We start from the raw sequence: 20,660 nt of genomic DNA on the forward strand, positions 1-20,660 counted from the left end.
CCATGCGGCATGATTGCCGCCCATTGATTTCCGGTCAGTCGGCCATACCTGAATAATGAGTGTTCTTGATGTGAAGACGACAATTTCGTCCCCGGCGCTCACAGATGCCGGGTCGCCGGCGATTGTCATCCCGTCATGTTCGGGATGACATTTCCCAATGCTGCGATCCTGGTGCGAAAAAGAAAACCGGTGGAAAGCATTTATAATCCAAGGTTTTGCGATTGTTTTCCCGGCAAAACCGTATGAAGGTATTTCGCGGACTTCCCAATGCCGTGTCGCGGGCGCCCTGCGCGCTTACGATCGGCAACTTCGATGGCGTGCATCGCGGGCATCAAGCCTTGCTGGCGCACGTGCGCGATGCGGCAACCCGACTGGGAGTGGAAGCGGCGGTGATGACCTTCGAACCGCATCCGCGCGAGTTTTTCGCACGCCTCGCAGGCGATCCGTCAAAAGCACCGGTGCGCATCGCCAACCTGCGCGACAAACTGCAATCCCTGTCGAATGCAGGCATAGACCGGGTGATCGTCGAACATTTCAATGCCCACTTTGCCTCCCTGGCGCCCGAAGAATTCATTGAAAAGATCCTGGTGCAGGGCTTGCACGTGAAATGGCTGATGGTAGGCGAAGACTTCTGCTTTGGCGCCAGGCGCGCCGGCAATGTCGCCCTGCTGGTCGAAGCCGGCAAGAAATTCGGCTTTCAGGTGGAAGCGCTGCCGGCAGTGACCAACCAAGGCGAGCGCATCTCTTCCTCGGCGGTGCGGACGGCGCTGGCCCGGAGTGATTTCTCGCTGGCGAAGGAATTGCTCGGCCATCCCTATGCAATATCCGGCCATGTCATTCATGGCAAGAAGCTGGGACGCACGATCGGCTTTCCGACCATGAACCTGCGCATCGCACACAAGCGCCCCGCCCTGTCCGGCATCTTCGTGGTGCAGGTACATGGCCTGGCCGACCGCCCGCTGCCAGGCGTGGCCAGCTTCGGCGTGCGGCCGACGGTGGAAGACAGCGGCCGGGTGCTGCTGGAGACGCATGTCTTCGATTACGACGGACAAGCCTACGGCAAGCTGATCCGGGTCGAATTCCTGCAGAAGCTGCGCGACGAGGAAAAATACGCCGACCTGCAGACGCTGACCGATGCGATCGCGCGCGATGCCGGCAATGCGCGCGCCTACTTCGAGCGGCAGAGTGCGCGCGTGGTCTCCGCCACCGACCGAATTTAGCGATCAGACATGCAAGCCATCCCTGTCCGATCCACCGATTTTTTGAAATTGACCTCACCATGTCCGAACAGAAAAACAAGTATCCGGTCAACCTGACCGAAACCGCCTTCCCGATGCGCGGCGATCTTGCCAAGCGCGAACCGAAATGGGTGAAGGAATGGCAGGAGAAAAAGATCTACCAGCGCATCCGCGAGGCGTCGAAGAACCGGCCCAAGTTCATCCTGCATGACGGCCCGCCCTATGCCAACGGCGACATCCACATCGGCCATGCCGTCAACAAGATCCTGAAGGACATGATCGTCAAGGCCCGCAACATGGCCGGCTTCGACGCGCAGTACGTGCCGGGCTGGGACTGCCACGGCATGCCGATCGAGATCCAGATCGAGAAGCAGTTCGGCAAGAATCTGCCGACCGCGGAAGTGCTGGCCAAGTCGCGCGCCTATGCGAGCGAGCAGATCGAGCGCCAGAAGAAGGATTTCATCCGCCTGGGCGTGCTGGGCGACTGGGACAATCCCTACAAGACGATGAACTTCCGCAATGAAGCGGATGAAATCCGCGCGCTCGGCGCCATCCTGGAAAAGGGATACGTGTACCGCGGCCTGAAGCCGGTCAACTGGTGCTTCGACTGCGGCTCGGCGCTGGCGGAGGCGGAAGTCGAATACCAGGACAAGCGCGACCCGGCGATCGATGTCGGTTTCCCGTTTGCCGAACCGGAACGGCTGGCCCAGGCTTTCGGCCTGCCCAAGCTGCCGACCGAGCACGGCTATGCGGTGATCTGGACCACCACGCCATGGACGATTCCCGCCAACCAGGCGCTGAATGCGCATCCGGATTTCGAATACGCGCTGGTCCAGACCGAGCGCGACGGCCAGCCGACCCTGCTGCTGCTGGCGAAAGACCTGGTCGAATCCTGCCTGCAACGCTATGGCCTGCAGGGCAGGATCATCGCCACCTGCCGCGGCGAAGCGCTGTCAATGATCCGTTTCCATCATCCGCTTGCCAAGGTTGACAAGGGCTACGACCGCCTGTCGCCGATCTATCTCGGCGAATACGTGACGCTCGACACCGGCACCGGCATCGTCCACTCCTCCCCGGCCTATGGCGTGGAAGACTTCAATTCCTGCAAGGCGCACGGCATGAAGGATGAAGACATCCTGAATCCGGTGATGGGCGACGGCCGGTATGCATCCTGGCTGCCCCTGTTCGGCGGCATGACGATCTGGGAAGCCTCCAAGCCGATCTGCGGCAAGCTGGAGGAAGCCGGTTCGCTGTTCAAGCTGGTGATGTTCGACCACAGTTACATGCATTGCTGGCGGCACAAGACGCCGATCATCTATCGCGCGACTTCGCAGTGGTTTGCCGGCATGGATATCACACCCAAGGATGAGGGCCCGACGCTGCGCCAGACCGCGCTCGAAGGCATCGATGCCACCGCTTTCTATCCGAGCTGGGGCAAGGCGCGCCTGCACGGCATGATCGCCAACCGTCCGGACTGGACCCTGTCGCGCCAGCGCCAGTGGGGCGTGCCGATGGCCTTCTTCGTGCACAAGGAAACCGGCGAACTGCATCCTCGTACGCCGGAATTGCTGGAGCAGGTCGCCCAGCGGGTGGAGAAAGGCGGCATCGAAGCCTGGCATGCGCTCGATCCGAAGGAATTGCTCGGCCACGATGCCGAGATGTATGTGAAGAACAAGGATACGCTCGACGTCTGGTTCGATTCCGGCACCACCCATCAGACGGTGCTGCGCGGCTCGCATGCGGCCGAGTCGCAATTCCCGGCCGACCTCTACCTGGAAGGCTCGGACCAGCACCGCGGCTGGTTCCATTCCTCGCTGCTGACTTCATCCATGCTCAACCGCTGCCCGCCCTACAAGGCGCTGCTGACGCATGGCTTCGTGGTCGACGGCGAAGGCAAGAAGATGTCCAAGTCCAAGGGCAACGTGGTCGCGCCGCAGAAGGTGTCGGACACGCTGGGCGCGGAAATCCTGCGCCTGTGGGTGGCATCGACCGATTATTCGGGCGAATTGTCGATCTCCGATGAAATCCTCAAGCGGGTGGTGGAAGCCTACCGGCGCATCCGCAATACGCTGCGCTTCCTGCTCGCCAACACCTCCGACTTCGACATCAACAAGGATGCGGTCCCGGTGGCGGACATGCTCGAGATCGACCGCTACGCGATTGCACGCATGGATGAACTTCAGAAGGAAATCGGCAGGCATTTCGAAGCCTACGAATTCCATCCGGTGGTAGCCAAGCTGCAGATGTATTGCTCAGAAGACCTCGGCGGCTTCTACCTCGACATCCTGAAGGACCGGCTGTACACCTGCCGCACGACTTCCCACGCGCGCCGCTCGTCGCAGACCGCGCTCTGGCACATCACGAACGCACTCCTGCGCGTGATGGCGCCGATGCTGTCCTTCACCGCGGAAGAAGCCTGGGCAGTATTCGCGGACAAGGAAACCTATGCCGCCAGCGGCGAAACCATCTTCACGCAGATCTATTACACCCTGCCCTCGGTCGCCGATTCCGACGAACTGCTGAAGAAGTTCGCCGACCTTCGCGAGTTGCGCGCCGAAGTCATGAAGCAACTGGAAGAAGTGCGCATGGCCGGCAAGATCGGCTCGTCGCTGCAGGCGGAAATTGAAATCCGCGCGAGCGGCAAGAAATATGCGCTGCTGGAAAGCCTGGGTGAAGACGTGAAATTCGTCTTCATCACTTCCCAGGCGATGATCACGAAAGTCGCCAGCGAAGCAGAGGAAGCGGTGCTCGTCACACCGTCGCCCAACCAGAAATGCGAGCGGTGCTGGCATTATCGGGCCGACGTCGGCAGCCATCCCGAACATCCTGGCATTTGCGGACGCTGCGTCAGCAACCTGTTCGGCAAGGGCGAACCTCGCAAGTTTGCCTGACGGTCCCGCATGCCGGCGCAAGCCGGCATGCCTTTCCCATAACAACACGGCACAACATGGCAGACAAACACACCCTCTCCTTCCGCACCAGCACCAGCATTGCTCCCTGGCTCGGCATCTCGGCGATCGTCATCCTGTTCGACCAGATCACCAAGATCGCCATCGCCCGGATGTTCCAGTTTGGCGAATCCCTGACAGTCACCTCTTTCTTCAACCTGGTGCTGGCCCATAACAAGGGCGCGGCCTTCAGCTTTCTCGCCTCCGAATCCGGATGGCAGCGTTATTTCTTTACCGCGATCGGCATCGCCGCCGCGGTTTTCATCGTGCATCTGCTGCGGCGTAATGCCGGCCAGCGGCTGTTCTGCTGGGCGCTGGCGCTGATCCTCGGCGGCGCGATCGGCAACGTGATCGACCGCACGCTGTACGGACACGTGATCGACTTCCTCGATTTCCACGTCGGCGCATGGCACTGGCCGGCCTTCAATGTCGCCGACAGCGCGATCTGCATCGGCGCGGCCCTGTTCATCTACGATGAACTGCGGCGAGTCCGCAAATAGCAGGCATGCCCGCGCAACTGCTACACTAGCGCGTCCTCATTCTTGGAGCATCAATGGATCTCGCTGGCAAAAGAATCCTTCTTGGCCTGACCGGAGGCATTGCCTGCTACAAGGCTGGCGAATTCGCGCGCGGCCTGGTCAAGGCAGGCGCTTCCGTGCAGGTCGTGATGACGCAGGCGGCCATGCAATTCATCACGCCGGTCACCATGCAAGCGCTCTCCGGCAATCCCGTCTATACCGACCAGTGGGATGCGCGCATCGCCAACAACATGCCGCACATCGACCTGACGCGTGATGCCGACGCCATCGTGATCGCGCCCTGCTCGGCGGATTTCATGTTCAAGCTCGCGCATGGCGCCTGCGACGACCTGCTGTCCACCCTTTGCGTGGCGCGCCCGGCGACGGTCCCGCTGCTGGTAGCGCCGGCGATGAATGTCGAAATGTGGCAAAACCCCGCCACCCAGCGCAACCTGGCCCAGCTCAAGGCCGACGGCATCCGTATCCTCGGCCCGGAAGCGGGCGACCAGGCCTGCGGCGAAACCGGCATGGGACGCATGCTGGAGCCGGAATACCTGCTGGAAGAAGTGATTGCGGGACTGTCCCTCAAGCTCCTCGCCGGAAAGCAGGTGCTGATTACTGCCGGGCCGACCTTCGAACCGATCGACCCGGTGCGCGGGATTACCAATCTCTCGTCCGGCAAGATGGGCTACGCCATTGCCCGCGCCGCCCGCGAAGCCGGCGCCGACGTGACCCTGGTTTCCGGCCCGACCATGCTGAACCCGCCCTATGGCGTTCATCGCATCAATGTCCATACCGCGCAGCAGATGCATGACGTGGTGATGTCGCATGTCACCGGCAAGGATGTCTTCATCGCGGTGGCCGCGGTCGCCGACTGGCGCGTGGCCAATGTTCGTGAGCAGAAGCTGAAGAAGAGCGACGGCGGCATGCCGCAACTGCAGTTCGAACAGAATCCCGACATCCTCGCCGCGGTCGCCGCCCTGCCCGACCGGCCCTACTGCGTCGGCTTTGCAGCAGAATCGGAGCAGCTCCTGCGCCATGGAGAAGAAAAGCGCCGGAAGAAAGATATTCCCCTGCTGGTTGGCAATATCGGACCGCGCACCTTTGGCAAGGATGACAATGAACTGGTGCTGTTCGATGACCATGGCCATCTGCAGCTTCCGCGCGCGGACAAGCAGCAGCTGGCGCGCCAGCTGGTTGCAGAGATTGCGCGCCGCATCTGATCCATTAATCCGGATGCCCGCATCCTTGCAGTCGTTTCCCCTACCGTCAAAGAACATGAAAACCATCGACGTAAAAATCCTCGACCCGCGCATGCGGGAACAAATGCCGTCCTATGCCACAAGCGGCAGCGCCGGGCTTGATCTGCGTGCCTGCATCGATGCCCCGCTCGTCATCCGTCCGGGAGAAACGCATCTGATCCCCACCGGGCTCGCCATCCATATCGGCGATCCCGGCTATGCCGCCATGATCCTGCCGCGCAGCGGCCTGGGCCACAAGCACGGCATCGTGCTGGGCAACCTGGTCGGACTGATCGATTCGGACTACCAGGGCCAGTTAATGGTATCGACCTGGAACCGCGGCCAAACCGAATTCACGCTGAATCCGATGGAGCGCCTGGCGCAGCTGGTGATTGTCCCGGTGTTGCAGGTCGGGTTCAATGTCGTGGACGAATTCACGAGCAGCGAACGCGGTGCCGGCGGATTCGGCAGCACCGGAAAGCACTGATCGACAGGAGGCTTCATGCGCAGGACACGGACTTTCGCTTCACGCACGCTGCGGCGCCTGGCCGCAAGCCAGGTTACGACGCTGCTGCCGGTCGCCCTCTTGCTCACGGCCTGCGCAACGGTCGCTCCTCCTTCCGGCATCGGCGTCCCGCAGGAGCAGGTGCCAACCGTCACCGCGCCTTCCAATCTCGAGGAAGAAGCGCTGCTGTCGCTCGTGACGCAGCAGGACCGCCTGTACCGCGTCGCGGCGCCGCTGCTGGTCAACAATACCGAACTGTGCCGGGGCAATGCCCGCAATCTCCTGGGCTTCAGCGCAAAAACCAAGTATTCCTATTCTGCCGAATACACGGACGAAGCGGAGCGGATCCTCGGCTTGGGTGAACGCCTGCAGGTCATGAATATCTTGTCGGGCAGTGGTGCAGCCCGCGCCGGCGTTCGGCGCGGCGATACGCTTGTCACGGTGGATGCGCAGCCGCTGCCGCAGGGGCCGAACGCGGAGCGGGAAGCAGCGGCGATCCTCGCTCCACTGGTCAGCGCTCGCTCCAGCGTCAAGCTCGGCATCCTGCGAAACGGCGAAAGCATGACGCTGAACGTTCCCCTCACGAATGCCTGCGCATTCGGCATCGAACTCGGCAATACCGATATAGTCAATGCCTATTCCGACGGACGCCGCGTACTGGTCACGCGCGGCATGCTGAAAGCGGTCCGCTCGGATGAGGAGCTCGCCTATGTGATTGCCAAGGAGATGGCGCACAACGCGCTCGGCCATGCCATCAAGCAGCGCATGGTGGCCACCGAAGGCGGCATCATCGACAACCTGATCCGGGTACATCCGGACATGAGCACCATGAGCGGCATGGCCGGCCTCAAGCCCATGCCGCAGGATTTCGATGCCGCGGCGGACAAGCTTTCGCTCTACATGCTGGCGCGCGCGGGCTATCGCATCGACAACGTCGTGCCGTTCTGGCGGCGCATGGCGAGCGAATACCCGGCGAGCATGCTCAACAGCTATACCGCACTGCACCCGGCTACCGATTACCGGCTGGCCGCCATGGAAACGGCGCTTGCGGACATCCGGAGCAAGCGCGCCGCCAACAAAGTCATCTTCCCCTGAGCGGATTGACCATCAATTCGCTTTAGGACCCGACGCTCAAGGCATTCTCGATCTCGGCGCGTTTCAGTTCGGGCGCGAACTGCAGGATGAAGTCGTAGATGTAGGAGCGCAGGTAGGCGCCGCGCCTTACCGCCAGCCGCGCCACATTCGGCGCAAACAGGTGGGCCGCCTCGATCGACTGCAAGCCCTGCGTGCGATTCTGGTCGATCGCCATCGAAGCAATGATGCCCACGCCCATTCCAAGCGCCACATACTGCTGGATCACGTCCGAGTCCATGGCTGTCAGGACGATGTCCGGCTCGATGCCTGCTTCCCGGAAGGCCTCGTCGATATGGCTGCGGCCGGTGAAACCGATGTCATAGGTAATCAGCGGATAGGCCGCGAGGTCCTGCAGCCTGATGTGCGTGCGCGAGGCCAGCGGATGATCCTGCGGTACGACGACTGTGTGACTCCAGCTGTAGCACGGAAAGGAAACCAGCTCGTCGAACCGGCTCAGGCCCTCGGTGGCGATGGCAATGTCCGCCTTGCCCGAAATGACCCATTCGGCGATATGCTCCGGCGTGCCCTGCTGGAGCGCGATGCGCACCTGCGGGAAGGCAGCACGGAAGCCCTGCACCACGCGCGGCAGCACATAGCGCGCCTGGGTGTGGGTAGTCGCGATCTTCAGCACGCCGGTTTTTTCCCCCGTGTATTCCCGGCTGGCCTGGCGCAGGTTTTCCGCCTCCAGCAGCAGGCGTTCGATGATCTGCAAGATGCCCCTGCCCGGCTCGGTCAGGCCTGTCAGCCGCTTGCCGTTGCGCTCGAACACCTCGACGCCAAGTTCCTCTTCCAGTTCCCGGATTTGCCGGCTCACGCCGGGCTGCGAGGTAAACAGCACATTGGCGACTTCGGTCAGGTTGAAACCGCGTCGCGCCGCCTCGCGCACGGAACGCAATTGCTGGAAATTCATGCGATGCCTCCTGCTAACTTACAAAGACTGACGGTCGACAAAGACGTGCAGCCGCTTCGGCCGCACCACCAGCGTCTCGCCTTCCTTCAGCTGCAACTGCCGGAAATGCTCGGCGGGGATCACCGCCTCGATCGTGTCCGGGCCGTCTTCGCGCTCGAGCTCGAGCTGGGCCAGCGGGCCAATTGCATGGGCGCGCCGCAGCTGCACCAGGATGCCTTCGGCCCCCGGTGCATAGCGATCGACTTCAATGTCGTGCGGCCGCACGAAGCCGATGCCTTTTGCATCCTGGGTGCGGGCGTGATCGGGCGCGGCGAATGCCTGACCAGCCGCTTCCAGCACGCCTTCATGCACGCGGCCATGGAACAGATTGACGTTGCCGAGGAAGCCGTAGACGAAAGGCGATGCCGGATGGCTGTAGACCTCGTCCGGCGCGCCCGCCTGCTCGACCTTGCCCTTGTTCATCAGGACGACCCGGTCCGCGACTTCGAGCGCTTCTTCCTGGTCGTGCGTGACGAAAATGCTGGTGACATGCAGTTCGTCATGCAGGCGGCGCAGCCAGCGCCGCAACTCCTTGCGCACTTTCGCGTCCAGCGCGCCAAAAGGCTCGTCCAGCAGCAGTACGCGCGGTTCGACCGCGAGCGCGCGCGCGAGGGCGATGCGCTGGCGCTGGCCGCCCGACAGCTGCGAAGGGAAACGGTCCGCCAGCCAGTCCAGCTGCACCAGCTCCAGCAATTGCATGACCTTGCTGCGGATTTCGGCTTCCGACGGCCGCTGCTTGCGTGGCTTGACGCGCAGGCCGAAGGCGATGTTCTCGAACACGCTCATGTGCCGGAACAGGGCATAGTGCTGGAATACGAAACCCACCTGCCGCTCGCGGGCGTGGCGGCCGGACGCATCCTCGCCATCCAGCAGCACCCGTCCCGAATCCGCGTGTTCCAATCCTGCAATGATGCGCAGGAGCGTGGTCTTGCCGCAGCCGGAAGGACCGAGCAAGGCTGTCAGCTCGCCGGACGAGAAATCCAGCGACACGTCGTCCAGCGCGACGAACTCGCCGAAATGCTTGTTGATGTTCCTGACTTCGATTCCCATGCTCAATGCTCCTGAAAAGCCGGCAGCACCTGCACCCGGCTGGCGCGCCACTCGATGAATGATTTGACTGCCAGCGTCACCAGCGCCAGCAGGGCCAGCAGCGAGGCGATTGCAAATGCCGCCGCGAAGTTGTATTCGTTGTAGAGGATTTCCACCTGCAAGGGCATGGTGTTGGTCTGCCCACGGATATGGCCGGACACTACCGATACCGCGCCGAACTCGCCCATGGCGCGCGCATTGCAGAGAATCACGCCGTACAGCAAACCCCACTTGATGTTCGGCAGCGTCACGCGCCAGAAGGTCTTCCATCCCGACGCGCCAAGCACGAGCGCCGCTTCCTCCTCGTCCCTGCCCTGCGACTGCATCAGGGGAATCAGTTCGCGCGCCACGAAAGGAAAGGTGACGAAAATCGTCGCCAGTACGATGCCGGGCACCGCAAACAGAATCCGGATGTCATGCTCCTGCAGCCAGGGCCCGAACCATCCCTGCGCGCCAAAAAGCAGCACGTAGATCAGACCGGAAATCACCGGCGACACCGAGAACGGCAAGTCGATCAGGGTGAGCAGGAGGTACTTGCCGCGAAACTCGAACTTCGCGATGGTCCATGCCGCTGCCACGCCAAACACCAGGTTAAGCGGCACGGCAATTAGTGCCGTCAGCAGGGTCAGCCTGATGGCGGACAGGGCATCCGGCTCGACGATCGCCTCGACATACGCCTGCCAGCCTTTCCTGAACGCTTCCGCGAAGACCGCGATCAGGGGGACAAACAGGAACAGGGTGAGGAATGCGAGTGCGACGCCGAGCAGCAGTGCGCGCACCCACAAGGGTTCGACCGTCGCCGCAAGCGCGCGCTCCGGCTCGGCGCGCGGCGGCAGGGACAAGGTGGAAGCACTTGCAGTCATCTCAGACTCCTTCCGCCTGGCCGCGCCTGCGGGTCCAGGCTTGCAGCAGGTTGATGGCGAACAGCAGGCCGAACGAGACAAGCAGCATCACGAGGGCAATCGCGGTCGCGCCGGTGTAGTCGTACTGTTCCAGTTTCGTGATGATCAAAAGCGGCGCGATCTCGGACACCATCGGCATGTTCCCGGCGATGAAGATCACCGAACCATACTCGCCGGTGGCGCGGGCAAATGCGAGCGCAAAGCCGGTCAGCAGCGCCGGCAGGATGGTCGGAAAGATCACGCGGGAAAACGTCTGCAGCCGATTGGCGCCGAGGCTGGCCGCCGCCTCTTCCAGCTCGCGCTCGGCTTCCTCCAGCACCGGCTGCACGGTACGCACGACGAAGGGCAAGCCGATGAAGGTCAGGGCGACGACGACACCGAGCGGGGTAAATGCCACCTTGATTCCGAACGCTTCAAGATAGCGCCCGATCCAGCCGTTCGGCGAATACAGGGCTGTCAGCGCGATCCCGGCCACGGCGGTCGGCAAGGCAAACGGCAGGTCGACCAGGGCATCGATCAGTTTCTTGCCTGGAAAGCGGTAGCGCACCAGCACCCAGGCGACGACGGCGCCAAACAACACATTCAGCAGCGCGGCAATGAACGAGGCGCCAAAACTCAGGCGGTAGGACGCCAGCACCCGCGGCGCCAGCACCGCATGCACAAAGGCATCCCAGGTCATGGCGGACGTCTTGAGCAGGATGGCCGACAGCGGGATCAGGACGATGAGGCCAAGGTACAAAAGCGTAAATCCGAGGGACAAATGAAAGCCCGGCAGCACCGGCGCCCTTCCCCGAGCGTTGTTTCTTCGTATAGGAACCCGCATCACCATTCTCTTTATTACCAATGCAACTATAGATGCCGAATATTTGCATTGCATCGTTATAAAAAGAACGATTTTTTTCGTATTTCAATAAGCGTTTTTTGAATAAGCCGCTGCGGGCAAACCTGCCGCCTGGAAAATCGGACCATGGCCAACCGCTTGCCCTTCATCGCGGAGCGCGGCGCGGGGATGGGCCTGGATTGCTTTCCGGGGAACTGCGCCAGGCCTGTTCAGGGCCTCGCCGCTTGCTAGACGGCTGCATGTCTCCGGAAGTCAAATGCGTCTCCGGCATCGATCAGGCAGGACAGGAGTTCGAGTCCGTCGGCCCAGTCTCCCAGCCCGGAATCGGCATTGATATGCCCCGCGCGACCGGCATTGACGAAGGCGCATCCCCATCGCCTTGCCCACACCGCAGCGTCGGCGCTTGCCATCCATGGATCGTTGAGGCTGCCGACCAGAATTGCCGGGCAAGGCATCCTTGCATGGCGCAGTGCATCCGCCAGCCCGAATTTATGCGGATCGGCTGGCGCCACCAGCAGCGCGCCAGCAAGGTTTGGCGATTGGAAGCGGGCCTGGCGCACGACAGCAAGGCAGCCGAAACTATGCGCCGCGATCCACGTTGGCCGGCTTGAACGGGCCAGTTCCTCTCCTACCCGGGCCGCCCATGTTTCCAAGTCCGGCACACTCCAGTCCGCCTGCTCGACTCGTTCAAAATGCGGGAACAATTGTTGCCAGCGCGATTGCCAGTGCGCCGGCCCGCTGCCGTTCAGGCCGGGAACGAGCAATACCCGACGCTCAGGAAACTGCAGCACCGTCATGCCAGGCCGGCTATCTCAATACCCGCGCCAGAATGCGTTCTTCCAGTCGCGCAAATGCCGCGCTTCCGCGCGCGCGGGGCCGGGGCAATTCGATCCTCACATCGAGCGCGATCTCGCCGTCCTCGATCAGAATGACGCGGTCGGCGAGCGCAATCGCTTCCTGCACGTCATGCGTGACCAGCAATGCGGTAAAGCCGCGCTGCTGCCAAAGGGTTTCGATCAGTTGCTGCATTTCGATGCGGGTGAGCGCATCGAGGGCACCGAGCGGTTCATCCAGCAACAGCAGTTCCGGGTCATGCACCAGCGCGCGCGCCAGTGCGACCCGCTGGCGCTGGCCGCCGGACAAGGCTGCCGGCCAGTCACCGGCCCGGTCCCGCAGCCCCACGTTCTGCAGTGCACGCGTCGCCTTGCCGGTACCCGCCGGAAGCCCCAGTGCAATGTTATCGATGACCTTCTTCCAGGGCAGCAGCCGCGCATCCTGGAACATGATGCGGGTTTCCGGCTTGGGTACCGCATCGGTTCCCCGGGTAACTGCGATATTCCCTCCGGTGGCGCTCTCAAGCCCTGCAATCAGACGCAGCAATGTGCTCTTGCCGCAACCGCTGCGCCCGACGACTGCCACGAATTCGCCCGCCGCGATGTCGAGGTTTACGGAGCGCAGCACCTGCCTTCCCGGGAAGGACTTGGACAAGTCCGACAATGCGATGGCCACGCCGCGGGCGCCTGCGACCGCGTGCAGCTGTTCCTGTTCTGCCAGATTGATTTTCATGAGCGATTCTCCGTTTTCATTGCGTTCATGCGCTTATCGATATCCGGGATGCCAGCGCAGCCAATAGCGTTCCAGCCTGCGTGCCAGCACATCAGCCAGCTTGCCGAGCAGCGCATAGAGGAGGATGCCGACCAGCACCACGTCAGTCTGGAGGAATTCGCGCGCATTCATCGTCATGTAGCCGATGCCTGACTGCGCGGAGATGGTTTCCGACACGATCAGCAGCACCCATACCAGGCCAAGCGAAAACCGTACGCCCACCAGAATGGAAGGCAGCGCCCCGGGCAGGATGACATCCCGGTACAGCGCCCATCCCGACAAGCCGTAGCTTCGCGCCATCTCGACCAGGCCCTGGTCCACAGTGCGGATGCCATGGAAGGTATTGAGGTAGACGGGAAAGAAGACGCCGACCGATACGAGGAACAGCTTTGCCGTTTCATCGATGCCGAACCAGAGGATGACCAGCGGGATCAGGGCCAGTGCCGGGATGTTGCGGATCATCTGGAGCGTCGAATCCAGCAGGGTTTCGGCCTTGCGGAAGCTGCCTGTCAGCAGCCCGAGCAGCAAGCCTAGTCCGCCGCCGACCGCAAACCCTGACAGCGCACGCCATGCACTGGTTCTGAGGTGGCCCCACAATTCCCCGGAAGCGCCAAGCTCCCAGCCGGCGCGGACGACGGCAAGCGGCTCGGGCAAGATCCGGCTGGATAGCCACCCGATATGCGCGGCGAACTGCCAGGCAATGAGCAATGCCACCGGCACCGCCCACGCAGTCAGGATATCCAGCGTGCGCCGTGTCCAGGGCAATCGTCCTTCCCTTGCCGGCACCGCATCCGCGGTCCCGTTCGCATTGAGAAATGCCATGCTGCCTCCTCAGCTCTGCGAGACTTTGGGATAAAGGCTGTTCGCCACCACCTCGCCGAACGGTCCGGTCAGTGCGTCCTGCTTTCCCTGCTGTCCGCCTTTTCCGAGCAAGGGAAAAACCAGTTCCGCAAACCGGTACGATTCCTCCAGGTGCGGATAGCCGGAGAGGATGAAGGTATCGATGCCCAGGTCCGCATATTCCTTCATGCGTGCCGCCACGGTCTCCGGATCGCCCACCAGCGCAGTGCCTGCACCGCCGCGCACCAGGCCCACTCCGGCCCAGAGATTGGGCGACACTTCCAGCTTGTCGCGCCGGCCACCGTGCAAGGCCGCCATGCGGCGCTGGCCCTCGGAATCCATTTTTGCAAACGCCGCCTGCGCGCGAGCGATCACGTCATCATCGAGATGGCTGATCAGCTCGTCAGCCGCCTTCCATGCCGCCTCGCTGGTTTCGCGCACGATGACATGCAGCCGGATGCCGAAGCGCAGGGTTCGTCCATGCTTTGCAGCCCTTGCCCGGATATCCGCAATCTTCTCGGCGACTGCTGCCGGCGGCTCGCCCCAGGTGAGATAGACATCCACCTGCTCCGCCGCCAGATCATGCGCCGCCGCGGAAGAACCGCCGAAATACAGCGGCGGGTAAGGCTTCTGTACGGCAGGGTAAAGCGTTTTCGCGCCCTTGACCTTGATGTGCTTGCCCTCGAAATGAAAGCCGGCGTCGCCTCCTTCCCCAGCCAGCGCCGCGCGCCAGACCCGCAGGAATTCCGACGAGATTTCATAGCGCGACTCATGATCGGCGAACAGGCCATCCCCTTCCAGTTCCGCCTGGTCGCCGCCGGTGACGACATTGACCAGCAGTCGCCCATTCGACAAGCGGTCGAATGTCGCCGCGGTCCGTATCGCCAGTCCCGGGCTGCTCAGACCGGGACGAATCGCGACCAGGAATTTCAAATTCTTCGTCGCGCCGATCAGGCTGGATGCCACCACCCATGGGTCTTCGCAGGAGCGTCCGGTCGGGATCAGCACGCCGTCATAGCCCTGGGTGTCGGCGGCGACGGCCAGCTGTTTGAGGTAGTCGTAATTGACCGGGCGGGCGCCGCGCGTCGTGCCCAGATAGCGGCTGTCGCCATGCGTGGGAAGAAACCAGAAAACGTTCAGACTCATCATGTATTCCTTTCGTATTGTGTATTTTTGATGCTTCAGTTGGATCCGGCTTTCCCTTGCGGCTGCCAGAACACGTCCTTGACGCGGATCGGTTTCGGTATCAGCTTCTGGCGGAAGAAGGCATCTGCGATTCCCTGCTGTTCATCGCTCATCGCTGCAGTCAAAGGGCCGACCGGCGCGCGGGGGCGGCGACGGATATACACATCGATCGTTGCCGGATCGAGGCCGGTACTGCCAGCGACGATCCGGACCGCCTCGGCATGGTTTTGCTGAACGAACAGGTCACTCCGGGTCAGCTCGTCAAACAAGATGCCAATGATGTCCGGATGCAGGTTTGCGAAATCGCGGCTGGCAAGGTAGTAGCTGTGATTGCTGACCAGCCCCCTGCTCGTCGTCAGCACGCGCGGGTTCAGGCTTTTTTCAATTGCCGCCCAGTACGGATCCCAGATGGCCCATGCATCCACACTGCCCTGCTCGAATGCGGCACGCGCATCGGCCGGGGCGAGATAGACCGGGGTGATGTCATTCCATTGCAGACCGGCCTGCTCGAGTGCTCACACGGTCAGATAGTGGGCGCTCGATCCCTTCTGCAAGGCCAGCTTCCTTCCCTTCAGGTCCGCCACGCTTCGCACGGGCGACGCTTGCCTCACAAGGATGGCGCTGTTGTCAGGCTTGGGCGGCTCCGCTCCGACATAGACCAGGTTGCTGCCTGCGGCTTGCGCAAAGATCGGCGGCGTGTCTCCGGTCATGCCGAAATCGATGCTACCGACTGATAAGGCCTCAAGCAGTTGCGGGCCGGCGGTGAATTCGAACCAGGCAACTCTCACACCGGGCAAGCGTTGCTCCAGCGCCTTGCGCTGCTTCAGCAACGTGAGATTGACGGAACTCTTTTGAAAGCCGATCCGCAACTGCTTCGGCAATTCATCCGCCGCAAAGCTCGGCCGGGCGGCAAGGATCAGGCAAGCCGTTACCACGATGCCCGCGGCAGCGACGGCGAGCGCTCTGCGCAAGGAGAATGATGTATCCATGAGCGAGCCTTTTAGAGTGTTGCAGGCAGAACGGCGTCCTTGATGCTGATTTTTTTCGGAATCAGCTTCAGGCCGGCAAATACATCTGCGATTTTCTGCTGCTCATGGATGACTTCCGCACTGACAGGCCGGATGCCATAGCTGTAGCGCTGGGCCGCCAGTTCCACAATTGCCGGCTCCAGCCCTATCTGCCCTGCGAGGATGGCGGCGACTTCCCTGTAGTTCTGGCGTCCCCAGTCATCGACCTTGGCGAGTTCCTCGATGATTGTCTGCAAAGTGGTCCGGTTCGCTTCCGCATACGGGCGCGCTGCGAGGTAGAACTGGTGATTGCTGACGAGCCCCTTGCCATCTACCACGATGCGCGCGCCGATCTGCCTTTCGGCTGCAGCCAGGAACGGATCCCAGATCACCCATGCATCCACGCTGCCGCGCTCGAAGGCGGCGCGGGCATCGGCCGGAGTCAGGAATACCGTATTGATGTCCTTGTAATCGACCCCGGCCTTTTCCAGTGCCTTCACCAGGAGGTAATGCACATTCGATCCCTTGTTGAGCGCGACCTTTTTCCCCTTCAGGTCGGCGACGGTTTTCAGCGGCGATCCCTTCGGAACCACGATCGCCTCGCCCAGCGGTGCCGGCGGCTCATTCGCCACATACACCAGGTTGGCGCCTGCCGCCTGCGCAAAAATCGGCGGCGCCTCGCCCACCGTGCCGAAATCGATGCTGCCGACGTTCAGGCCTTCCAGCAGCTGCGGCCCCGCCGGAAATTCGATCCATTTCACCTCGATGCCTTGTTCGGCGAGGCGCCGGTCGAGCGTGCCGCGGCCCTTCAGGATGGTGAGCGTGCCGTATTTCTGATAACCGATGCGCAGCACCTTGCTTGCTTGCGCCCGGGAGATTCCCGGCCAGGCCGCAAGCATGGCTCCTCCTATCGCTGCGGACAGCAAGCCGAGTGTGCGTCGTCTGTCATTGCGCCTGTTGCTGAAGATGGTCATGGCTTTCCTTTTTGTGCTTTGAATTGAATAAAGAACTCCCGTCCGCTCCAGGGGAGCGGTTGTGGTGCGGCGACGGAACCGCCGGATTACATGGGTGAAGCTGCGGGCTTGCTATGCGTTACATCGCATGCGGAGAACGGAGGCCGATGCGGTCTCGGCCTGAGCGGAGGAGCGCTGGCTCAGGAGACTGGCGGACAAATGCTCGACGCCTGTGGCAATGCGTTGCGCAATCGCGGGGTCGAGAGCCAATCCGTCGCCGGCGCTCCAGTTGACTTGCGCGTCGGTTGCGTAAATGCTCGGCAAGACATACCTTGCGCCGAGCGCCGACAGCACCGGGCGCAATGCGTAATCCAGCGCAAGCATGTGCGACTGGCTGCCGCCGGTCGCAAGCGGCAGCACGAGCTTCCCGGACAAGCCATCCTGCGGAAGAACGTCCAGAAATGCCTTGAGAATGCCGCTGTATGCCGCCTTGTACACCGGCGTGGACACTACCACCGCGTGTGCCTGTGCGACTTGCGCCTTCGCCGCCATGATCCCGGCATCGCCGAAATCCGCTTGCAGCAGCGCCCGGGCCGGCAAGTCGAGCACATGCAAGGCCTGATGGCGGTGGCCCAGGGCGGCCAGCCTCTCGCCAACATAGTGCAGCAGCCGGGTCGAGCGGGACGGCGTCGAGGGACTGCCGGCCAGGAGAAGAATGGAGGTCATCATTGTCCCCGTGATCGAGATACGGGCCGCTTACTTCCTGCCCGGCTCATAGATTTGATCGAAAGTGCCGCCGTCGGCAAAGTGAACTTTCTGGGCCTTGGTCCAGCCGCCGAACACGTCATCAATGGTGAACAGGGTCAGCTTCGGAAACTGCGATGCATATTTCTTCGCTTCCTTCTCGACGGTCGGACGGTAATAGTTCTTCGCAATGATTTCCTGGGCTTCTTCGGTGTAGAGATACTGCAGATAGGCTTCCGCTACCTTGCGGGTGCCGCGCCTGTCGACCACCTTGTCGACGACGGCGACCGGCGGTTCGGCCAGGATGCTCACCGGCGGCGTGACGACGTCGAACTTGTTCGGGCCGAGTTCCTTGATTGCCAGCAGGGCCTCGTTTTCCCAGGCAATCAGGACATCGCCGATGCCGCGTTCGACAAAGGTCGTGGTCGCGCCGCGGGCGCCGGAATCCAGCACGGGCACATTCCTGAAAAGCTTGCCGACGAAGTCGCGGGCACTTGCATCATTGCCGCCCGGCTGCTTGAGCGCATAGCCCCATGCCGCGAGATAGTTCCAGCGCGCGCCGCCCGAAGTCTTGGGGTTGGGGGTAATGACGGAGATGCCGGGCTTGGCCAGATCGCTCCAGTCCTTGATGCCCTTCGGATTGCCCTTGCGTACCAGGAAGACGATGGTCGACGAATACGGCGTGCTGTTGTTCGGCAGGCGCTTCTGCCATTCCTTCACCACCAGGCCGTGCTCGGCAACGGCATCAATATCGTAGGCCAGCGCGAGCGTCAATACGTCTGCATTCAGTCCGTCGATCACGGTCCGGGCCTGCTTGCCCGATCCGCCATGCGACTGCCGGACGGTAACGTTATCCCCGCTCTTTGCCTTCCATTGCTTGGCGAACGCCTGGTTGATGTCCTGGTACAGCTCGCGCGTCGGGTCATACGACACGTTGAGCAGAGTGATGTCCGCAGCGTATGCCGATTGCGCCAGCAATGCGATGGCAGCGGCGGCCTGCAGGAATAACTTCGAAAACATCTGACTTCTCCTTCATGGTGGTTCGTTTCGGAGTCGACAGACTAAACAGCTGGCAAAAAAATAAGAACGAATACTTTTGCCGCGTCTTATGAGGATTGCGAATATGGCTTGTGGACGGCGTCCGGGGAGGCACGCCTCTGACGCCCGGCTTACTCACAATTCTTGTGGTCAATTCTGTGGATAAGCTGGGGCAAGATTTCTCAAGTTCATGATCTTGTTGGAAATTTTTCCCTTGATCATAATCAAGGCAGGACTGGAGAACCGCGCTGCCATCTTCGTTGAGCGTCGTACATTCTTGTTCGGGAAGGTGCTCGAGCCAGAATGGCATTTCATTGCGATTAGACATCCAGTCCCGCTATGCGTACACTTTCCCGATATTGCGTAGCGGCATCGATGACCTCAACCAGACAAAACAAGGACTTGTCGGATCCACGTTCTGTTTTGCCCGGGATTGAAAGCGATGCGCTTTTTTATCAATTCAATCGGCAACGCACAGCGTCATGAACATGTGGTTTTTCATTGCTGCGGTGGCCTGGATTGCCCTGTGCATCCCGGCAGCCCGCGAAGTGTGGCGCAGGTATAACTGGGGACGGGTCAACGCCGTCGTGATAGGCCATCCGCCCCAGCGAGATGACTCGGACCATGGCGCTCTGCTGATCGCCTTCCATGAAGCACGGAACAATGCCTTGATCCATACCTATCTTCATAGCCGCAATCCCCGGGTGGTGCTGCAGGGGCGCTGGCCCCTCAAATGCGCGGTGGAAGTCTTCTACAATCCCCTGTCCCCGACCGTAGTGGCCTGGCCACGCAGCCCGAGATTCATCGCGCTGTGCTGCAGCGTTTTTTCAGTCCCGATTCTGACGGGACTGCTCGCATGGCTCTGGCACGCTTTGCACTAAAGCTGACAATCGCCCGCCGCTTCCTCCTGATCTCTTCAGGCAAAAAAAAGCCCGCGATGCTTTCGCTGGCGGGCACAAACCAATCTCGAGAAGAGTTGGAGGAGACAGAAAAAATATATCTCTTCTCAATTCATAATTCCGCTTTCATTTGGTAATAACAGCTATCAGTTAATTTAATACCAATAGTTGCAATGCCGGTGCTTGCCCACCGCCTCGGCCTTTCCGCTTCCTCGGCCGATCCTTATCAAGAAAAACACAGTTTTCATCCGGTTGAAGCCTTGGCGCCCCGCCGCTCGACTCCTCATTGAACTGCACTTCCCGCATTTGCAAAAGAACAAACCGCACACTGAATATGTCTACGCTCTTTTCTCTGCGCGTCATTGCATGCTTTGCACACCATGCAAGCGCTGCAAATTCTCACGATTTCCCTCTCGGAAAGGAGCACCATGAGTTCACCGAAAAATGTTGCCGTCCTTGTCGGCAGCCTGCGCAAGGAATCGCTGAATCGCAAGATGGCCAATGCCCTGATCGCCATGGCGCCGCCATCACTCAAGCTCGGGATCATGGAGATCGGCCAGCTGCCCTTGTTCAACCAGGATTTCGAAGCCGATCCGCCGCAAGTCATCCGGGATTTCAAGCAGCAGCTGGAAGCAGCCGACGCCGTGTTGTTCATCACGCCGGAATACAACCGCTCGATCCCCGGGGCATTGAAAAATGCGATCGATGTGGGCTCACGCCCTTATGGAAAAAGCTCCTGGAACGGCAAGCCAGGCGCCGTGATCAGCCTGTCGCCGGGCGCCATCGGCGGCTTCGGCGCGAACCATCACTTGCGCCAGTGCCTGGTCTTCCTGAATGTTCCTGCCATGCAGCAGCCTGAGGCCTATATCGGCAAGGCGGCGAACCTGTTCGATGAAAAAGGCGCGATCGCGAATGAATCCACCCGTGAATTCATGCAGAAATTCCTGCAGGCCTTCGAACAGTGGATCGACCGGAATTTGCCACAGAAGCAATGAGGACGGCTGCGCGGAAGACCCCACGCAGC

At 61.4% G+C, this 20,660-nt stretch carries 19 protein-coding genes and 1 pseudogene; 8 read left to right on the plus strand and 12 right to left on the minus strand.

From position 1 onward, the window contains the following. Positions 1 to 242: 242 nt before the first annotated feature. The 6 genes from HGHM_RS10955 to HGHM_RS10980 are packed head-to-tail and all read left to right on the plus strand — an operon-like array spanning position 243 to position 7,545. A complete protein-coding gene (locus tag HGHM_RS10955; RefSeq protein WP_019141574.1) occupies positions 243 to 1,220 on the plus strand; it encodes a bifunctional riboflavin kinase/FAD synthetase in 978 nt (325 codons plus the stop codon). A gap of 59 nt (positions 1,221 to 1,279) precedes the next feature. Next, positions 1,280 to 4,129, plus strand: a complete 2,850-nt coding sequence (ileS, locus tag HGHM_RS10960; RefSeq protein WP_019141575.1) for an isoleucine--tRNA ligase — start codon at positions 1,280 to 1,282, stop codon at positions 4,127 to 4,129. Positions 4,130 to 4,185: 56 nt separating this feature from the next. Further along, a complete protein-coding gene (gene lspA / locus HGHM_RS10965) occupies positions 4,186 to 4,686 on the plus strand; it encodes a signal peptidase II (RefSeq protein ID WP_019141576.1) in 501 nt (166 codons plus the stop codon). 53 nt (positions 4,687 to 4,739) lie between these two features. Continuing rightward, positions 4,740 to 5,927: a bifunctional phosphopantothenoylcysteine decarboxylase/phosphopantothenate--cysteine ligase CoaBC gene (gene coaBC / locus HGHM_RS10970; RefSeq protein ID WP_019141577.1), complete on the plus strand. Its 1,188-nt coding sequence runs from the start codon at positions 4,740 to 4,742 to the stop codon at positions 5,925 to 5,927. 55 nt (positions 5,928 to 5,982) lie between these two features. Next, positions 5,983 to 6,432 (plus strand): dUTP diphosphatase, encoded by a 450-nt coding sequence (gene dut / locus HGHM_RS10975; RefSeq protein WP_019141578.1) that lies wholly within the window; start codon positions 5,983 to 5,985, stop codon positions 6,430 to 6,432. Between the two features lie 15 nt (positions 6,433 to 6,447). Further along, on the plus strand, positions 6,448 to 7,545 hold the full coding sequence (locus tag HGHM_RS10980) for a M48 family metallopeptidase (RefSeq protein WP_019141579.1): 1,098 nt from the start codon (positions 6,448 to 6,450) through the stop codon (positions 7,543 to 7,545). 22 nt (positions 7,546 to 7,567) lie between these two features. Here the strand turns inward: HGHM_RS10980 and HGHM_RS10985 are convergent, their stop codons facing one another. The 12 genes and pseudogenes from HGHM_RS10985 to HGHM_RS11045 form a co-directional block, all read right to left on the minus strand. Continuing rightward, positions 7,568 to 8,494, minus strand: a complete 927-nt coding sequence (locus HGHM_RS10985; protein WP_019141580.1) for a CysB family HTH-type transcriptional regulator — start codon at positions 8,492 to 8,494, stop codon at positions 7,568 to 7,570. Between the two features lie 18 nt (positions 8,495 to 8,512). Then, positions 8,513 to 9,583, minus strand: coding sequence for a sulfate/molybdate ABC transporter ATP-binding protein (locus HGHM_RS10990; RefSeq protein WP_019141581.1), 1,071 nt, complete (start codon positions 9,581 to 9,583; stop codon positions 8,513 to 8,515). Positions 9,584 to 9,585: 2 nt separating this feature from the next. Continuing rightward, positions 9,586 to 10,485, minus strand: a complete 900-nt coding sequence (cysW, locus tag HGHM_RS10995; protein ID WP_019141582.1) for a sulfate ABC transporter permease subunit CysW — start codon at positions 10,483 to 10,485, stop codon at positions 9,586 to 9,588. Position 10,486: 1 nt separating this feature from the next. After that, positions 10,487 to 11,347, minus strand: a complete 861-nt coding sequence (gene cysT / locus HGHM_RS11000; protein WP_051155334.1) for a sulfate ABC transporter permease subunit CysT — start codon at positions 11,345 to 11,347, stop codon at positions 10,487 to 10,489. Positions 11,348 to 11,592: 245 nt separating this feature from the next. After that, complete coding sequence (locus HGHM_RS11010; protein WP_019141585.1) at positions 11,593 to 12,162, minus strand: RBBP9/YdeN family alpha/beta hydrolase; 570 nt, start codon at positions 12,160 to 12,162, stop codon at positions 11,593 to 11,595. Between the two features lie 10 nt (positions 12,163 to 12,172). Then, on the minus strand, positions 12,173 to 12,931 hold the full coding sequence (locus tag HGHM_RS11015) for an ATP-binding cassette domain-containing protein (RefSeq protein WP_019141586.1): 759 nt from the start codon (positions 12,929 to 12,931) through the stop codon (positions 12,173 to 12,175). A gap of 33 nt (positions 12,932 to 12,964) precedes the next feature. Further along, positions 12,965 to 13,792 carry an aliphatic sulfonate ABC transporter permease SsuC gene (ssuC, locus tag HGHM_RS11020; RefSeq protein ID WP_019141587.1) on the minus strand — a complete coding sequence of 276 codons (828 nt, stop codon included), beginning with the start codon at positions 13,790 to 13,792 and terminating at the stop codon, positions 12,965 to 12,967. Between the two features lie 9 nt (positions 13,793 to 13,801). Continuing rightward, positions 13,802 to 14,950 carry an FMNH2-dependent alkanesulfonate monooxygenase gene (ssuD, locus tag HGHM_RS11025; RefSeq protein ID WP_026075926.1) on the minus strand — a complete coding sequence of 383 codons (1,149 nt, stop codon included), beginning with the start codon at positions 14,948 to 14,950 and terminating at the stop codon, positions 13,802 to 13,804. 41 nt (positions 14,951 to 14,991) lie between these two features. Beyond that, a pseudogene (locus HGHM_RS23175) lies at positions 14,992 to 15,984 on the minus strand (sulfonate ABC transporter substrate-binding protein). 11 nt (positions 15,985 to 15,995) lie between these two features. Further along, positions 15,996 to 16,976, minus strand: a complete 981-nt coding sequence (locus HGHM_RS11035) for a sulfonate ABC transporter substrate-binding protein (protein WP_019141591.1) — start codon at positions 16,974 to 16,976, stop codon at positions 15,996 to 15,998. Positions 16,977 to 17,087: 111 nt separating this feature from the next. Beyond that, entirely contained in the window at positions 17,088 to 17,684 is a 597-nt protein-coding gene (gene ssuE / locus HGHM_RS11040) for an NADPH-dependent FMN reductase (RefSeq protein WP_019141592.1), read from the minus strand. 27 nt (positions 17,685 to 17,711) lie between these two features. Continuing rightward, positions 17,712 to 18,719 carry a sulfate ABC transporter substrate-binding protein gene (locus HGHM_RS11045; RefSeq protein ID WP_019141593.1) on the minus strand — a complete coding sequence of 336 codons (1,008 nt, stop codon included), beginning with the start codon at positions 18,717 to 18,719 and terminating at the stop codon, positions 17,712 to 17,714. Between the two features lie 500 nt (positions 18,720 to 19,219). Here HGHM_RS11045 and HGHM_RS11055 point away from each other — a divergent pair, with 500 nt between their 5' ends. Both HGHM_RS11055 and HGHM_RS11065 read left to right on the plus strand, forming a co-directional pair. Then, positions 19,220 to 19,618 carry a hypothetical protein gene (locus HGHM_RS11055; protein ID WP_019141595.1) on the plus strand — a complete coding sequence of 133 codons (399 nt, stop codon included), beginning with the start codon at positions 19,220 to 19,222 and terminating at the stop codon, positions 19,616 to 19,618. A 446-nt stretch (positions 19,619 to 20,064) separates the two neighbouring features. Further along, positions 20,065 to 20,631, plus strand: a complete 567-nt coding sequence (locus HGHM_RS11065) for an NADPH-dependent FMN reductase (protein WP_026075927.1) — start codon at positions 20,065 to 20,067, stop codon at positions 20,629 to 20,631. Positions 20,632 to 20,660 lie beyond the last annotated feature (29 nt).

Origin of the sequence: Noviherbaspirillum massiliense JC206 (genome assembly GCF_000312045.1) — a bacterium.
GTDB classification, from domain to species: domain Bacteria; phylum Pseudomonadota; class Gammaproteobacteria; order Burkholderiales; family Burkholderiaceae_D; genus Noviherbaspirillum; species Noviherbaspirillum massiliense.